Source organism: Thiobacillus sp. SCUT-2 (genome assembly GCF_035621355.1).
Taxonomy (GTDB): Bacteria; Pseudomonadota; Gammaproteobacteria; order Burkholderiales; family Thiobacillaceae; genus Thiobacillus; species Thiobacillus sedimenti.
Genome location: NZ_CP141769.1, coordinates 197,207 through 212,889, shown reverse-complemented (window position 1 = coordinate 212,889; position 15,683 = coordinate 197,207). Strand labels below are relative to the sequence as shown.

At 65.3% G+C, this 15,683-nt stretch carries 15 protein-coding genes; 4 read left to right on the top strand and 11 right to left on the bottom strand.

Going from position 1 to position 15,683, the window contains the following annotated elements; all coding sequences use genetic code 11:
- Window positions 1-50: 50 nt before the first annotated feature.
- Window positions 51-860, top strand: coding sequence for a lysophospholipid acyltransferase family protein (locus VA613_RS01015; RefSeq protein WP_324780010.1), 810 nt, complete (start codon window positions 51-53; stop codon window positions 858-860).
- Here VA613_RS01015 and VA613_RS01010 read toward each other — a convergent pair.
- Window positions 796-1,617, bottom strand: coding sequence for a symmetrical bis(5'-nucleosyl)-tetraphosphatase (locus tag VA613_RS01010; protein ID WP_324780009.1), 822 nt, complete (start codon window positions 1,615-1,617; stop codon window positions 796-798). The two genes, VA613_RS01015 and VA613_RS01010, sit on opposite strands and share 65 nt — an antisense overlap.
- 77 nt (window positions 1,618-1,694) lie before the next feature.
- Here VA613_RS01010 and VA613_RS01005 point away from each other — a divergent pair, with 77 nt between their 5' ends.
- Both VA613_RS01005 and VA613_RS01000 read left to right on the top strand, forming a co-directional pair.
- Entirely contained in the window at window positions 1,695-2,087 is a 393-nt protein-coding gene (locus VA613_RS01005) for a glutaredoxin family protein (RefSeq protein ID WP_324780008.1), read from the top strand.
- Window positions 2,084-4,066, top strand: coding sequence for a UvrD-helicase domain-containing protein (locus VA613_RS01000; protein WP_324780007.1), 1,983 nt, complete (start codon window positions 2,084-2,086; stop codon window positions 4,064-4,066). The genes VA613_RS01005 and VA613_RS01000 overlap by 4 nt, the downstream gene beginning before the upstream one ends.
- A gap of 48 nt (window positions 4,067-4,114) precedes the next feature.
- Here the strand turns inward: VA613_RS01000 and VA613_RS00995 are convergent, their stop codons facing one another.
- From VA613_RS00995 to VA613_RS00955, 9 genes are all read right to left on the bottom strand, one after another.
- The gene (locus VA613_RS00995) at window positions 4,115-4,777 is read right to left on the bottom strand and encodes a PEP-CTERM sorting domain-containing protein (RefSeq protein ID WP_324780006.1); all 663 of its coding nucleotides are present in this window, start codon (window positions 4,775-4,777) and stop codon (window positions 4,115-4,117) included.
- Between the two features lie 280 nt (window positions 4,778-5,057).
- A complete protein-coding gene (gene fba / locus VA613_RS00990; protein ID WP_324780005.1) occupies window positions 5,058-6,125 on the bottom strand; it encodes a class II fructose-bisphosphate aldolase in 1,068 nt (355 codons plus the stop codon).
- Between the two features lie 34 nt (window positions 6,126-6,159).
- The gene (gene pyk / locus VA613_RS00985; protein WP_324780004.1) at window positions 6,160-7,593 is read right to left on the bottom strand and encodes a pyruvate kinase; all 1,434 of its coding nucleotides are present in this window, start codon (window positions 7,591-7,593) and stop codon (window positions 6,160-6,162) included.
- Between the two features lie 79 nt (window positions 7,594-7,672).
- Window positions 7,673-8,854 carry a phosphoglycerate kinase gene (locus VA613_RS00980; RefSeq protein WP_324780003.1) on the bottom strand — a complete coding sequence of 394 codons (1,182 nt, stop codon included), beginning with the start codon at window positions 8,852-8,854 and terminating at the stop codon, window positions 7,673-7,675.
- Between the two features lie 137 nt (window positions 8,855-8,991).
- Window positions 8,992-9,993: a type I glyceraldehyde-3-phosphate dehydrogenase gene (gene gap / locus VA613_RS00975; protein WP_324780002.1), complete on the bottom strand. Its 1,002-nt coding sequence runs from the start codon at window positions 9,991-9,993 to the stop codon at window positions 8,992-8,994.
- A gap of 99 nt (window positions 9,994-10,092) precedes the next feature.
- Entirely contained in the window at window positions 10,093-12,078 is a 1,986-nt protein-coding gene (gene tkt, locus VA613_RS00970) for a transketolase (protein ID WP_324780001.1), read from the bottom strand.
- Window positions 12,079-12,310: 232 nt separating this feature from the next.
- On the bottom strand, window positions 12,311-13,093 hold the full coding sequence (locus VA613_RS00965) for an inositol monophosphatase family protein (RefSeq protein ID WP_324780000.1): 783 nt from the start codon (window positions 13,091-13,093) through the stop codon (window positions 12,311-12,313).
- A gap of 11 nt (window positions 13,094-13,104) precedes the next feature.
- On the bottom strand, window positions 13,105-13,719 hold the full coding sequence (locus tag VA613_RS00960; RefSeq protein WP_324779999.1) for a class I SAM-dependent methyltransferase: 615 nt from the start codon (window positions 13,717-13,719) through the stop codon (window positions 13,105-13,107).
- 1 nt (window position 13,720) lies between these two features.
- Complete coding sequence (locus VA613_RS00955; RefSeq protein ID WP_324779998.1) at window positions 13,721-14,281, bottom strand: thioredoxin family protein; 561 nt, start codon at window positions 14,279-14,281, stop codon at window positions 13,721-13,723.
- Window positions 14,282-14,326: 45 nt separating this feature from the next.
- On the opposite strand from VA613_RS00955, the gene VA613_RS00950 reads away from it, so the two are divergent.
- On the top strand, window positions 14,327-15,055 hold the full coding sequence (locus VA613_RS00950; RefSeq protein ID WP_324779997.1) for a 16S rRNA (uracil(1498)-N(3))-methyltransferase: 729 nt from the start codon (window positions 14,327-14,329) through the stop codon (window positions 15,053-15,055).
- 62 nt (window positions 15,056-15,117) lie between these two features.
- Here the strand turns inward: VA613_RS00950 and VA613_RS00945 are convergent, their stop codons facing one another.
- Window positions 15,118-15,552, bottom strand: coding sequence for a DsrE family protein (locus VA613_RS00945; protein WP_324779996.1), 435 nt, complete (start codon window positions 15,550-15,552; stop codon window positions 15,118-15,120).
- Window positions 15,553-15,683: the final 131 nt, after the last annotated feature.

Genomic DNA, 15,683 nt, shown 5'->3' with positions numbered 1-15,683 from the left:
GCGATGGTCCACGCAGCGGTGCCTGTCCCAAGCGCCTCTACAATAGCGGGGTGATCCTCCGCCATCTGCCCGTCCCGCTCCGCCGAACCCTGCGCATCAGCCTGCTGCTGCTGCACGTGGCATGGGGCGTGGCGCTCGCCGGACTGGCGTTTCCGCTCGCCGGCGCCGCACGGCGCGATGCGCTCATCATGCGCTGGTCGCGCCGCCTGCTGCGCATCCTCGGCGTCGACGCCCGGGTGGCGGCCGCGCCGCGCCTTCCCGGCGGCGCGCTGCTGGTCTGCAACCACGTGTCGTGGCTGGACGTCTACCTGATCTATGCCGCGGCACGCGTGCACTTCGTCTCGAAATCCGAGGTCCGCGCCTGGCCGGTCGCCGGCTGGCTGGCGCACAAGACCGGCACGCTGTTCCTGGAGCGCAAGCGCCGCGCCGACACCGCGCGGGTCAACGCCGAGATGCGCGCGCTGATGGAAGGCGGAGCCTGGGTCGCGGTGTTCCCGGAGGGAACGACCAGCGATGGCCGCGCGCTGCGCCGCTTCCTGCCGTCGCTGCTGCAGCCCGCGGTCGAGCTCGACTGCCCCATCGTGCCGGCGGCATTGCGTTATCGCACGCCGGGCGGCGCGTACAGCGCGGCGCCGGCCTACATCGACGAGATGAGCCTGTGGCAGAGCCTCACGCAGATCGTCAGCGCGCCCGGCCTCGTCGCCGAGCTGCACTTCGGCGCACCGATCCAGCCCGCCGGCCACCGCCGTGAGCTGGCGGCACAGGCGGAGCAGGCGGTAGCAGGCCTGCTGGGGATCATGCCTTCGGCAAGCGCATCTGCGGGCACTGCACCGCGAACACCCGGCGATCTTCCAGCCTGACCGCCGTCAGTTTGCCGCCCCACAGGCAGCCGGTATCGAGCGTGATCAGGTCCGTGCGATTGATCAGGCCCAGCGTCGACCAGTGGCCGATCACGCACGTCACGTCCGCGGTCCTGCGCCCCGGCACCTCGAACCAGGGCATCCAGCCCGCCGGCTGGGTGCCGGGCGCGCCCTTGTGGTGGAACTCCATTTCACCCGCCGCCGTGCAGTAGCGCAGGCGGGTGAAGGCGTTCACGATCACGCGCAGCCGCTCGACGCCCTGCAGCGAAGCATCCCAGGCGACCGGCGCGTTGCCGTACATCTGGGCGAAGAAGTCGCGGTAATCCCGACCCTGCAAGGTCGCTTCGGCTTCCGCCGCACGGGCCATCGTCTCGTCCGCCGTCCAGTCGGGAAGCACGCCGGCGTGAACCATCAGAAAGTCGCCTTCGCGCCAGGCCAGCCTGCGATGCCGGAGCCACGCCAGCAGCACGTCGCGGTCGGGCGCAGCCAGGATGGGATCGAGCGTATCGCCCTTGTGCGGGCGCCCATAGCCTTCGGCGAGCGCCAAGAGATGCAGGTCGTGGTTGCCGAGCACGCAGACCGCGGCGTCGCCGAGCTCGCGGATCGTCCGCAGCACGGCCAGCGAATCCGGCCCGCGGTTGACGAGATCACCGACGAACCACAGCCGGTCGGCGGCCGGATCGAACCCGATCCCGTCGAGCAGTCGCAGCAGCGAATCGTGGCATCCCTGGAGATCGCCAATGGCATAGGTGGGCATATAAAATACGGTTTCTTCGCGTGCCGTGTTGCCCGCATCATAGCGCGCCCGCCCCACCCTCTTGTGACACCCGTACCATGAAACCCCTGATCCGCCTGTTCTTCCGCACGCTGCGCCTCGTCCTCGCCCCCTTCATGCTGCTGGGCTACCGGCTGACGCGGCCGAAGGGCGTCGTGCGTCCGGCCGCGGCCCAGGCCGCGGTCGACGCGCGCACGCGCAAGCTGGCGCTCTACCATTACCCCACCTGCCCGTTCTGCCTGAAAACGCGGCGCACGATGCAGCGGCTGTCGCTGAACATCGAGCTGCGCGATGCCCAGCACGACGAGGCGCACCGCGCCGCACTGATCGCCGGCGGCGGCAAGCCACAGGTGCCCTGCCTCTTGATCACCGACGACCAGGGCAAGCAGACCTGGATGTACGAATCCGACGCCATCAACGCCTGGCTGAACCGCGAATTCGGCGCGGCATGAGCCTGCTCGCTGCGCTCAACCCGCCGCAGCGCGAGGCGGCGAAGTACCTCGACGGCCCGCTGCTCGTGCTGGCGGGCGCCGGTTCCGGCAAGACGCGGGTGATCACCCACAAGATCGCCTATCTGATCGGCGAGTGCGGCTACAAGCCGGGCTCGATCGCCGCGATCACCTTCACCAACAAGGCCGCACGCGAAATGGCCGAGCGCGCCGCCAAGCTGACCCAAGGCGTCAACACCAAGGGCCTGATCGTCACCACCTTCCACTCGATGGGCCTCAGGATGCTGCGCGAGGACGCGAAGTTCGCCGAGCTGAAGCCGGCGTTTTCCATTCTGGACTCCGCCGACGCCGCCGGCATCGTCTCGGAAATCCTGAAGACGACCGACAAGCAGGAAATCCGCCGCGCGGTGTCACGCATCTCGCTGTGGAAGAACGAGCTGAAGTCGCCCGCGGCCGCCCTGCAAACGGCCGAAGACGACAACGCGCGCGCCTACGCCAGGATCTACGACCGCTACGACGCCACGCTGCGCGCCTACCAGGCGGTCGACTTCGACGACCTGATCCGCCTGCCGGCCGAGCTTCTGGACACCCACGCCGAGCTGCGCGAGAAATGGCAGAACCGCCTGCGCCACATCCTGGTCGACGAATACCAGGACACCAACGTCGCGCAATACCAGCTGCTCAGGAAGCTCACCGGCGTGCGCGCGGCCTTCACCGCGGTCGGCGACGACGACCAGGCGATCTACGGCTGGCGCGGCGCGTCGGCCGACAACCTGCGCCAGCTGCGCGACGATTACCCGCACCTGCACGTGGTCAAGCTGGAGCAGAACTACCGCTCGACGATACGCATCCTGAAGGCCGCGAACAGCCTCATCGCCAACAACCCCAAGCTGTTCGACAAGCGCCTGTGGAGCGACCTCGGCCACGGCGACCCGATCCAGGTCATGCCGACCAAGGACGACGAGCACGAGGCCGAATCGGTCGTGATGCGCCTGCTGTCGCACAAGTTCCAGCACCGCACCGAGTGGCGCGACTACGCGATCCTCTATCGCGGCAACTACCAGGCGCGCGTGTTCGAGCAGGCGCTGCGCAACGAGAAGGTGCCCTATCAGCTGTCGGGCGGCCAGTCCTTCTTCGACAAGGCCGAGATCAAGGATGTCATCGCCTACCTGCGCCTGATCACCAACAGCGACGACGATCCGGCCTTCATCCGCGCCGTCACCACGCCCAAGCGCGGCATCGGCGCGGCGACGCTGGAGAAGCTCGGCCAGGTCGCCGCCACCCTGCACGTCAGCCTGTTCGAGGCGGTATTCTCGGCGGCCGCGGCTTCCCAGATCGGCGAACGCCAGCTCGCGCCGCTGGTCGAGTTCTGCCATTTCATCAACCGCTTCGAGGAGCGCGCCGCGCGCGAGCCAGCGGGCGAACTGCTCGACGAATTGCTGAAGGCCATCGAGTACGAGGTCCACCTGTTCGACCAGGACGACCAGCGCGCGGCGCAGAACAAGTGGAACAACGTGCTCGAGTTCGCGGCGTGGATCGCGAAGAAGGGCGAGGAGGACGAGAAGAACCTGCTGCAGCTGACGCAGACGATCGCGCTGATCACCTTCCTCGAAGGGCGCGAGGAGGAGGAGCCCGACGCGGTGCGGCTATCAACGCTGCACGCGGCCAAGGGCCTGGAGTTCGGCCACGTCTTTTTGGTCGGCGTCGAGGAGAACATCCTGCCGCATCGCGACGCCGTCGACGAAGGCCGCCTGGAGGAGGAGCGCCGTTTGATGTACGTCGGCGTGACCCGCGCGAAGAAGTCGCTGACGCTGTCCTACTGCACCCGCCGCAAGCGCGGGCGCGAAACGGTCGGCTGCGATCCGTCGCGCTTCATCGACGAACTCGGCGACGACGTGCGCCTGCCCGAGAAGCCATCGAGCGCGGATGCCAAGGCCAGTGGCAGCGACCGGCTGGCGGCGTTGAAGGCGATGCTGGGATAGCCCAGACTTCCCGCCAATTTACGGGGTGGGGATTATCCTCAAATGCTACTACTCTCGGGGAGTAGCATGGCGCCGAGCCAGCCCCATCAAGCCCAGCAGGCCAATTCCGAGCAGCGACTCGGTCCCGGGCTCCGGGACCGTAGTTACATAAGTTCTGAAACCAAAGTCTGCATTTGCATCTGAAAGCGATCGCCCACCGGCATAACCTCCCGACCAGCTTCCCATCCAGTTAAATCCATCATTCACAGTCAAGTAATAAGATTGACCTGCCACCATCTGAATATGGTCAGGTGCGAAGTCCATATGGATGAATGTCCCTAGCCATCCTGGGGGGGAGCCGGAATCAACTGTATCTCCTGTTGCGCCATAAACTTGTTGCGGCGTCAGTTGAGCAATTCCCAATACATTGTTGAAAGTAGAATCTCTGATTGAAGCAATCAAATTATGACTTTGTGCAGATGGTGCGCTCTTTAGGAGGAGTACATCGGCACCGTCTAATGTGCCAGTTATCCCTGGAGTAAAACTTTGCCAGAGCACTGCTCCCATTCCGCCAAATGAAATTTGATAATTTCTTGAAGGCGAAAAAGATTGATCCAAAATTGGCGTGCCATATGCATGGCCAGAAAATAGTGAAGTTACAGAAATGGCTGTAACAACTATTCTGGATTTAAATTTTGTAAACAATCTGATTGCTGACGACATTTTCTTCATTTTGTATTTCTATTATTTGGATAGTCTTGCCGTGAGGGAGGAGCAACGATCATGCCTAGAAACATAACACCATGAATGCACATGGAATGTTTTCATAATTTGTCTTTTGTGTGCGGGAAGCGTAAAGAATCCCGACATTCGCTCTGCATTCCATGCACAGCCGGGATCCAAGGCCGAGAGCTGTCCATCAAGCACTCCAAAATTCTGGGGTTGTAAACATAAAAAAGGGACGCCGCAGCGTCCCTTTTGATTCCAGCGTCTGATTCCGGCAAGCCGGCGATCAGTTGACCTTGGGATCGAGCTCGCCCTTGTCGTAGCGCTTCTGCATTTCTTCCAGGTTGAAGACCTTCTTGATCTTGCTGGCCTGGCCGGCGGCGCCGAAGGCTTCGTAGCGCGCCTTGCAGATGTCGCTCATGCCCTTGGTGGCTTCCTTGAGGAACTTGCGCGGGTCGAAGTTGGACTTGTTTTCCGCCAGGTGCTTGCGGATGGCGCCGGTGGAGGCCATGCGCAGGTCGGTGTCGATGTTGACCTTGCGCACGCCGTTCTTGATGCCTTCGACGATCTCTTCGACCGGCACGCCGTAGGTCTGGCCCATGTCGCCGCCGTAGCTGTTGATGACGGCGAGCCAGTCTTCCGGCACCGAGGAGGAGCCGTGCATGACCAGGTGGACGTTGGGGATGCGAGCGTGGATTTCCTTGACGCGGTCGATGCGCAGCACCTTGCCGGTGGGCTTCTGGGTGAACTTGTAGGCGCCGTGCGAGGTGCCGATGGCGATCGCCAGGGCGTCGACCTTGGTCTTGGAGACGAAGTCGGCGGCTTCGTCGGGGTCGGTCAGCAGCATGGAGTGGTCCAGCGTGCCTTCGGCGCCGTGACCGTCTTCCTCGCCGGCCTTGCCGGTTTCCAGCGAGCCCAGGCAGCCCAGTTCGCCTTCGACCGAGACGCCGCAAGCGTGGGCGAGTTCCGAGACCTTGCGGGTGGTTTCGACGTTGTATTCGTAGCTGGCGGGCGTCTTGCCATCTTCCTTCAGCGAGCCGTCCATCATCACCGAGGAGAAGCCGGACTGGATCGAGCGGAAACAAATGGAGGGACTGGCGCCATGGTCCTGGTGCATGCAGATGGGGATCTGCGGGTACATCTCGATCGCGGCGAGGATCAGGTGGCGCAGGAAGGGCTCGCCGGCGTAGGAACGGGCACCGGCGGAACCCTGCAGGATCACCGGGCTGTCGACGGCAGCGGCCGCTTCCATGATGGCCTTGACCTGCTCCATGTTGTTGACGTTGAAGGCGGGCAGACCATAGCCGTTTTCGGCCGCATGGTCGAGCAATTGACGAAGGGAAATCAGGGCCATTTACACTCTCCTAGGTAAAAAATGTGCTGCAGTATCAGGATTTCTTCGAAGCGCCCACGCGGACGATCTTCATGGTGTTGGTGCCGCCCGACTGGCCGATGGGCTCGCCGATGGTCAGCAGGATCAGGTCGCCCTCGCGCACCGCGCCCCGCCGCCGCAGCTCTTCCTCGGCTTCGGCCAGCAGCGCATCGCGCTCCTTGCTGGCGGTCTTGAGATTGATCGGGTAGACGCCGCGGAAAAGAGTGACTTTTCTACGGGTTTCGACCTGAGGTGTCAAGGCGTAGATCGGCACCCGCGTCGACAGGCGGCTCATCCACAGGCAGGTGTTGCCCGATTCGGTCAGTGCGGCGATCGCCTTGATGTTGAGGTGGACCGAGGTGAACACCGCCGACATCGCGATCGCCTCGTCGGCACGCAGGAAGCTGTGGTCGAGCCGCTCCCGCGTGAACACCGGCTCGGCCTCCTTCTCCGCCTCGAGACAGACGCGGTCCATCGCCTGCACGGCCTCGACCGGGAACTGGCCCGCCGCGGTTTCGGCCGACAGCATCACGGCGTCGGTGCCGTCGAGCACGGCGTTGGCGACGTCGGAGACTTCGGCGCGGGTGGGGATCGGGCTGGAGATCATCGACTCCATCATCTGGGTCGCGGTGATCACGGTCTTGTTGCGCTCGATCGCCATGCGGATCATGCGCTTCTGCAAGGCCGGGACGGCGGCGTCGCCGACTTCCACGCCAAGATCGCCGCGCGCGACCATGATCGCGTCCGAGGCTTCGAGGATCTCTTCCAGGTGCGCGATCGCCTCGGTGCGCTCGATCTTGGCGACCAGCTGGCTCTTGCCGCCGGCGGCACGCAGCAGTTCGCGCGCCTGGCGCATGTCGGCGCCGGAACGCGGGAACGACACCGCCAGGTAGTCGGCCTTCAGCGCCGCGGCGGTCTTGATGTCCTCGATGTCCTTCTCGGTCAGCGCGGCCGCCGACAGGCCGCCGCCCTTGCGGTTGATGCCCTTGTTGTTGGAGAGGACGCCCCCCTGGACGACGGTGCAATGGATCTCGCTGCCCTTGACCTCCTCGACCCAGAACTCGATGCGGCCGTCGTCGAGCAGCAGCGTCACGCCGCGGCTGACGTCGTTCGGCAGTTCCTTGTAGTCGAGGCCGACGCGGGTCTGGTCGCCCAGCGTGCAGGCGGCGTCGAGGATGAAGCGGTCGCCCTTGGCCAGCGTGATCTTGCCGTCCTTGAACTTGCCGATGCGGATCTTCGGGCCCTGCAGGTCGACCAGCACGCCGACCGCACGGCCGCGCGCCCGCGCCAGCGAGCGCACCAACTCGGCGCGGTCGATGTGATCCTGCGCGGAGCCGTGGGAAAAGTTGAGACGCACCACATCGATCCCCGCCTCCATCATCCGATCCAGGGTTTTGGCATCGGAACAGGCGGGGCCGAGCGTGGCAACGATTTTGGTTCTGCGAATCATGGTGGTGAGCAGTGAGCAGTGGGCGGCACAAAAAACAAAAGCGGCGAGCGAAAACCGCTCACCGCTTCCCGTTTGCCGCTTACCCCTGGGCGCGTTCCTCCAGGATTGCGACGGCGGGGAGCACCTTGCCCTCGAGGTATTCGAGGAAGGCACCGCCGGCGGTGGAAATGTAGCTCACCTTGTCGTAGATGTCGTACTTCTGGATCGCGGCGATGGTGTCGCCGCCGCCGGCCAGGCTGAAGCCGTCGGCGTTGGCGATCGCCATCGACACCGTCTTGGTGCCTTCGCCGAACTGGTCGAACTCGAACACGCCGACCGGGCCGTTCCACACGATGGTGCCGGCCTTGGCGATGATGTCGGCGAGCTCCTGCGCGCTCTTCGGGCCGATGTCGAAGATCATGTCGTCGTCGGCGACCTCGTCGGCGCTCTTCAGCACGGCGGGCTCGTTGGCGTCGAACTTCTTGCCGACGACCACGTCGACGGCAATGGGAATCGACGCGCCGCGCGCGGCCATCTTCTCGATCAGCGCCTTGGCGGTCGGAATCAGGTCATGCTCGCACAGCGACTTGCCGACGTTCTTGCCCATCGCGGCGAGGAAGGTGTTGGCGATGCCGCCGCCGACGACCAGCTGGTCGACCTTCTCGGACAGCGCTTCGAGCACGGTCAGCTTGGTCGAGACCTTGGAGCCGCCGACGATGGCGACCATCGGGCGCGCCGGGTTGGCGAGCGCCTTGGCGAGCGCGTCGAGTTCCTCGGTCAGCAGGATGCCGGCCGCGGCGACCGGGGCGAACTTGGCGATGCCGTGGGTCGACGCTTCGGCGCGGTGCGCGGTGCCGAAGGCGTCCATCACGAACACGTCGCACAGCGCGGCATACTTCTTCGCGGTCTCGTCGACGTTCTTCTTCTCGCCCTTGTTGACGCGGCAGTTCTCCAGCACGACCAGCTCGCCGTCGGCGACGTCGAAGCCGCCGTCGACCCACTCGCGGATCAGGCGGATGTTCTTGCCGAGCTTCTGGGCGATGACGTCGACCACGGGCTTCAGCGAATCCTCTTCCTTGAACTCGCCTTCGGTCGGACGGCCGAGGTGGGACGTGACCATCACCTTGGCACCGGCCTTGAGGCAGTGCTCGATGGTGCGCATGGAGGCGGTGATGCGGGCGTCGGACGTGACCTTGCCGTCCTTGACCGGCACGTTCATGTCGGCGCGGATGAAGACGCGCTTGCCAGCCAGATCGAGATCGGTGACGCGTTTGAATGCCATGGTGCTTTCTCCTGATCAGTAAGGTTTAAGGGTTGACGCGGCGTTGGAGGCCGCGCCAGGCCTTAAGGCTCACCGGTAAGCGAGCGGGGAGCGGTGAGGAGCAAGCGGAACGCGCTCACTGCCCCACCGCTTACCGCTTACTTCGCAACGTGCTCGACGAAGCGGAGCATGTTGCAGGTGTAGCCGTACTCGTTGTCGTACCAGGACACGACCTTGACGAAGGTGTCGTCCAGCGCGATGCCGGCTTCGGCGTCGAAGATCGACGAGAAACCGTTGCCGCGGAAGTCGGTCGACACGACCTTCTCGTCGGTGTAGCCCAGGGTCTTGCTGATGTCGCCGGACTGCGAGGCCTTCTTCATGGCGGCGCAGATGTCGGCGTACTTGGCAGGCTTTTCCAGCTCGACGGTCAGGTCGACGACCGAGACGTCGGAGGTGGGAACGCGGAACGCCATGCCCGTCAGCTTGCCCTTCAGTTCGGGCAGCACCACGCCGACGGCCTTGGCGGCGCCGGTCGAGGACGGGATGATGTTCTCGAGGATGCCGCGGCCGCCGCGCCAGTCCTTGGCGGACGGGCCGTCAACGGTCTTCTGGGTCGCGGTGGCGGCGTGCACGGTCGACATCAGGCCGCGCTTGATGCCCCAGTTGTCGTGCAGCACCTTGGCGATGGGCGCCAGGCAGTTGGTGGTGCAGGAAGCGGCGGACACGATGGCCTGGCCGGCGTAGGTCTCGTGGTTCACGCCGTAGACGAACATCGGGGTGCTGTCCTTGGACGGCGCGGACTGCACGACCTTCCTGGCGCCCGCCTTGAGGTGGGATTCGCACGACTCGGTGGTCAGGAAGAAGCCGGTGCAGTCGATGACGATGTCGGCGCCGACTTCGTTCCACTTCAGGTTGGCGGGGTCGCGCTCGGCGGTCAGGCGGATCTTCTTGCCGTTGACGACCATGGCGCCGTTCTCGACCTTGATGTCGCCCTTGAAGTTGCCGTGGACCGAGTCGTACTTCAGCATGTACGCGAGGTAGTCAGCGTCGAGCAGGTCGTTGATGGCGACGATCTCGATGTTGGGAAAGTCCTTCGCGACAGCGCGGAACACCATGCGGCCGATGCGGCCAAAACCGTTGATGCCAACTTTGATTGCCATTTGCTCAGTCTCCAGATTGAAAGAAAAGCCTGTTCATGAAGAACACGAAGGGCGCGAAATCTTTGTTCGTGGACCTGCGTGCCCTTCGTGGATGAAAAATTACAGAACGCTCTTGACCGCGGCGGCGACGTTTTCCGGGGTGAAGCCGAATTCCTTGAACAGGACCGGCGCCGGAGCGGATTCACCGAAGCGGTCGATGCCGACCACCGCGCCCTCGAGGCCCACGTACTTGCGCCAGAAATCGGTCACGCCGGCTTCGACGGCAACACGGGGCAGGCCCTTGGGCAGCACGCTTGCCTTGTAGGCGGCGTCCTGGCGGTCGAACACGTTGGTCGACGGCATCGACACCACCCGCACCGCGATGCCCTCGGCGGCCAGCGCTTCCTGGGCCTTGACCGCGAGTTCGACTTCGGAGCCGGTGGCGATGATGACCGCCTTCGCGCCAGCGGCGTCCTTCAGCACGTAGCCGCCCTTGGCGATGTTGGCGATCGTCGCGTCGTCGCGCTTCATGAACGGCAGGTTCTGGCGCGAGAGGATGTGGCTGGTCGGACCGCTGGTGCGCTCGACCGAGGCAGTCCAGCCGACCAGGGTTTCGACGGTGTCGCAGGGGCGCCAGACGTCCATGTTGGGGATCATGCGCAGCGTCGCGGTCTGCTCGATCGGCTGGTGGGTCGGGCCGTCCTCGCCGAGGCCGATGGAGTCGTGCGTGAACACGTGGATCACGCGCTGCTTCATCAGCGCGGCCATGCGCAGCGCGTTGCGCGAGTATTCGGAGAACATCAGGAAGGTGCCGCCGAAGGGCAGGATGCCGCCATGCAGCGCCATGCCGTTCATGATCGCGGCCATGCCGAATTCACGCACGCCGTAGCTGATGTAGTTGCCGGGGTTGCCGTGGCGCACCGGCTTGCAGCCTTCCCAGTTGGTCAGGTTGGAACCGGTCAGGTCGGCGGAGCCGCCGACGAACTCGGGCAGCGCCGAGGCCAGCGCGTTGATCGCGATCTGGCTCGCCTTGCGGGTGGCGACGGTTTCGCCCTTGGCGTTGATCGCGGCCAGCTTCTCGGCGACGTGCGCCTTCCAGTTGGCCGGCAGCTCGCCCTTCATGCGGCGCTCGAACTCGGCCGCCTCGGCCGGGAAGGCCTTCTTGTACTCGGCGAACTTGTTGTTCCACAGGGTTTCGAGCCCCTGGCCCTTGGTCTTGGCGTCCCAGCCGGCGTAGATGTCGGCGGGGATCTCGAACGCGGGCGAGGTCCAGCCCATGTTCTTGCGGGTGGCTTCGACTTCGTCGTGGCCCAGCGCGGCGCCGTGCACGTCGTGGGTGCCGGCCTTGTTGGGCGAACCCTTGCCGATGATGGTCTTGCAGCAGATCAGCGTCGGCTTGTCGGTGCTGGCCTTGGCCTTCTGGATCGCGGCCTCGATGGCGGCGACGTCATGGCCGTCGACGTTGGGGATGACGTGCCAGCCGTAGGCTTCGAAGCGCTTGGCGGTGTCGTCGGTGTACCAGTGCTCGATGTGGCCGTCGATCGAGATGCCGTTGTCGTCCCAGAAGGCGATCAGCTTGTTGAGCTTCCAGGTGCCGGCCAGCGCGCACGCCTCGTGCGAGATGCCTTCCATCATGCAGCCGTCGCCCATGAACACGTAGGTGTGGTGGTCGACGATGGCGTGGCCGGGCTTGTTGAATTCGGCCGCGAGGATCTTCTCTGCCATCGCCATGCCGACGGCGTTGGTGACGCCCTGGCCGAGCGGGCCGGTGGTCGTCTCGACGCCGGCGGTGTAGCCGTACTCGGGGTGACCCGGGGTCTTGGAATGCAACTGGCGGAACTGCTTCAGGTCTTCCATCGACAGGTCGTAGCCGGTCAGGTGCAGCAGCGCATAGATCAGCATCGAGCCGTGGCCGTTCGACAGCACGAAACGGTCGCGGTCGGCCCATTTCGGGTTCGCGGGGTTGTGGCGCATATGGTGGTTCCACAGCGTTTCGGCGATTTCCGCCATGCCCATGGGGGCGCCGGGGTGGCCGGATTTGGCTTTTTCGACGGCATCCATCGCAAGCGCGCGGATGGCATTGGCCAGGTCGTTACGGGTAGGCATTGCGTTCCCTTCTGCTAAGTAAAAAACCGTGCACCGCCGCCCGAAAAAGCCACGCGGCGGCAGCTTGGGCAGAATATGCAAAAACCTTGATTATCCGTCAGCAGGGCGGGCTTCGGCAAGCCGCAGCCACGGCCCGGAAAAGGCGCGCTGCGACAAGGGCTTAAACCGACAAGCTCATGCGCCGGCTCAGAATTCGGACCCTAAATTCTTTTTATTGGGGCAACGCGACGGCTTATGCGCCCGCCGCCTTCAGCCAGTCGCGCCACTGCTCGAACAGGTCGGGGCGGACCGAAGCGACGACCGAGCGCTCCCACACGCTGGCGATGTCGAAGCTGCCGGTCAGGCAGGCGAGCCGTCCGCCCGCTTCCTCCAGGATCAGCGCGCCGGCGGCATAGTCCCACAGCTTCTGCCCGCCGTGCAGGTAGACGTCGAAGCGGCCCGCCGCGGTGTAGCACCAGTCGAGCGTGGAGGCGCCGAAATTGCGCTGCGAGGCGTACGGCGGCCACGACGCCAGGCGGCCCGCCAGTTCGCGGTCGATGCGCTTCATCTCGACGCCGGCGAGCGCGCGCCGCAGCTCGGACACGGGTTGGCGCAGCGGCAGCGGCGTGCCGTTCAGATGCGCCCCGCGGCCGCGCTCGGCGGTGAACATCTCATCGGCCACGGGATCGTAGACGACGCCGAGCTGGCGCTCGCCCTTGTAGAGATAGGCGACCGATATCGCGAAATAGGGCACGCCGGCAACGAAATTGGAGGTGCCGTCGATCGGGTCGACGCACCACAGCCCGTCGCGCCCGGCCTCCCAGGCGTCGCGCTGCTGCTGCTCGGTCATCTCCTCGCCCAGCACGGGGACATCCTTGATCCGCGGCAGGCCGGCCTCGAGCGCGGCCTGCGTCGCCGCATCGGCCTCGGTGAAGAGGCTGCCGTCGGGCTTGTGGCTGTGCGTCACCTTGAGGAAGCGCGGCGTCACTTCGCGCCGCGCGACCTCGCGCACCAGCGCCTTGACCTGTTCAAGCATGGAAAGGCTCCTCAGGTCCGCACGCAGTAGCAGTAGACGAATTCCTGCTCCGTGCCGCCGGGGGTGTGGTGGATTTCGGTCTCGTGGCCGAGCAACCGGAATGGCGCGCCGAACTGGGCGTGCAGCGCGTCGGGCGCGTAGCGCACCACGTCGAGGCCCGAGCACTGCAGCGGGCCGCCGGGGCCGAACGCGGCGACGATCACGTGGCCGCCGGGCTTCACGCTTTTCAGGACCTGCGCGACGTAGCGCGCGCGGTCGTCCGGATCGGTCAGGAAATGGAACACGGCGCGGTCGTGCCAGACGTCGTAATGCGCCGCCGGCAACTCGGCACGGGTGATGTCGGCCGCGATCCACTGCACCATCCCGGCCCGCGCGCCGAGGCGCGCCCTGCTGGCGGCCAGCGCCGACTCCGCCAGGTCGAGCACGGCCAGGTTGCGATACCCGGCGTCGAGCAGTTCGTCGACCAGCACCGAGGCGCCGCCGCCGACGTCGATCACGCTCGCCCCGGGGCCCGCGCAGGCCTCGATCAGGCGCAGCGACGCGCCGGCATGCGTCTGGAACCAGCTGACCTGGTCGGTCGCCTTGGTTCGGTAGACGGTTTCCCAATGTTCGCGACGGTCGACCATGTCATGCCTCCTTCCACTTGATCGAGCAGCCCATGCTGGGGATCTGCTCCGCCGGGCCGCGCTGGGTGGCCGCGATGCCCTTCATCGCCTCGAACAGGTCGCGGCGCACCCCCTCCGGCGCGGTTTCCTTGCGCGACTCGTCGAAGCGCCCGCGGTACTGCAGCTCGAGATCGCGATTGAAGCCGAAGAAGTCGGGCGTGCACACCGCCCCGTAGGCCTTCGCGACCGCCTGGGTCTCGTCGATCACGTAGGGGAACGGAAAGTCGAATTCGGCGGCGACGCGCTGCATGTTGTCGAAGGAATCCTCGGCGTAGTCGGTCGGATCGTTCGACATGATCGCGATGGCATGGATGCCGTGGTCGCGCTTGAGTTCGGCAAGATCGCGCACCAGGCGGGGCCGGATTGCCTTGACATAGGGACAATGGTTGCAGATGAACATGACCAGCAGGCCGTTGGGGCCCATCGCGTCCTGCAGCGTCCACCTTTTGCCGTCGACGCCGGGCAGGCTGAAATCCGGGGCCTTCCAGCCAAAGTCGCATACCGGGGTGGTGAGGGAAACCATGACGCGCTCCGCAGAAGTTCTCGACAACCCCGGCATAATACCAAGATGTCCCCCCCGCGTTTTTTCCTCGACCAGCCGCTCGCACCCGGAGCGCGCCTCGCCCTTCCGGCGGGGCCCGCACGCCATGCGGCACGGGCCCTGCGGCTGGGCGTGGGCGACCCTGTCACGCTGTTCAACGGCGGGGGCGGCGAGTTCGCCGCGCATATCGAGCGCATCGTCAAGGACGAAGTGGCGGTCCGCATCACCGATTTCGTCGACGTCGAGCGCGAATCGCGTTTGCAGGTGCTGCTGGCGCAGGGCATTTCGAGCGGCGAGCGCATGGACTACACGCTGCAGAAGGCGGTCGAGCTCGGCGTCGCGGCGATCCAGCCCATCGCGGCCAGGCGCAGCGTCGTCAAGCTCGCCGGGGAACGCGCCGACCGCCGCGTCCAGCACTGGCAGGGCGTCGTCGCAAGCGCCTGCGAGCAATGCGGCCGCAACCGGGTTCCGCACGTCGCGACCCCGCTCAGCCTCGCCGCGTGGCTGGGCCAGCCCCGAACGGGCCGACTGCTGTTTCTCTCGCCGCTGGCCGAGACGCGGCTGGCGGACCTGGCTCCGCCCGCCGGCACCGATTGCCTGGTGGCGGGCCCCGAAGGCGGCTTCGAAGCGGACGAGATCGCCGCCCTCCACGCTGCCGGCGCGACGCCGGTCAGGCTCGGCCCCCGCGTGCTGCGCACCGAAACTGCTGCCGTCGCGGCGCTGGCCGCCCTGCAGACGCTGTGGGGCGATTTCTGAGCGCTTCGCGCAGGCGCAAAAAAAAACCGGGCCTCGGCCCGGTTTTTTTTCGGCATCCGGCCTTACGGGCGCAGATAGGCGTAGCCCTGCTGCTCGCGGCGCATGATCTCCACCACGCCCGACGGGACGTAGCCGACCTTGGCGTTCATGTCGTCCTTGTTGAGCTTCATGCCGCGCATCGTGTTCTGGCATGCCACGACCTGAACGCCCGAGTCGACCGCCTCGTCGATCCGGTTCGCGACTTCGGAGTCCGCCTTCAGCATGTTGATGCCGGGTCCGTACGCGACGATCTCGAGGTCCACGTTCTCCTTGCCGACATCCTTCTGGACGTTTTTCGCGTTGTTAAGGGCCAGGTTCCAGGTCGCGGGGTCGTTCACGCTGACCTGGATCACCAGCCTGGCCTTGTCGGCGGCATGAGAAATTGCCGGCAGCACCAGCGCGCCCACCATCATGGCGCTGCCAAGCAGGGCACCGATCATCTTGTTCATGCGCTTCATCGTTTCGGGTCTCCTGAGAATTGCTGTAAGTTCTGCGCGAAAAACCGTTGATCACGTAAAACCGCGACGATTTGTTCCGTTTATGATTCGAATGGTGAGCGCGCGCCCTGCATTTCGCAAGGCTTTTCTGT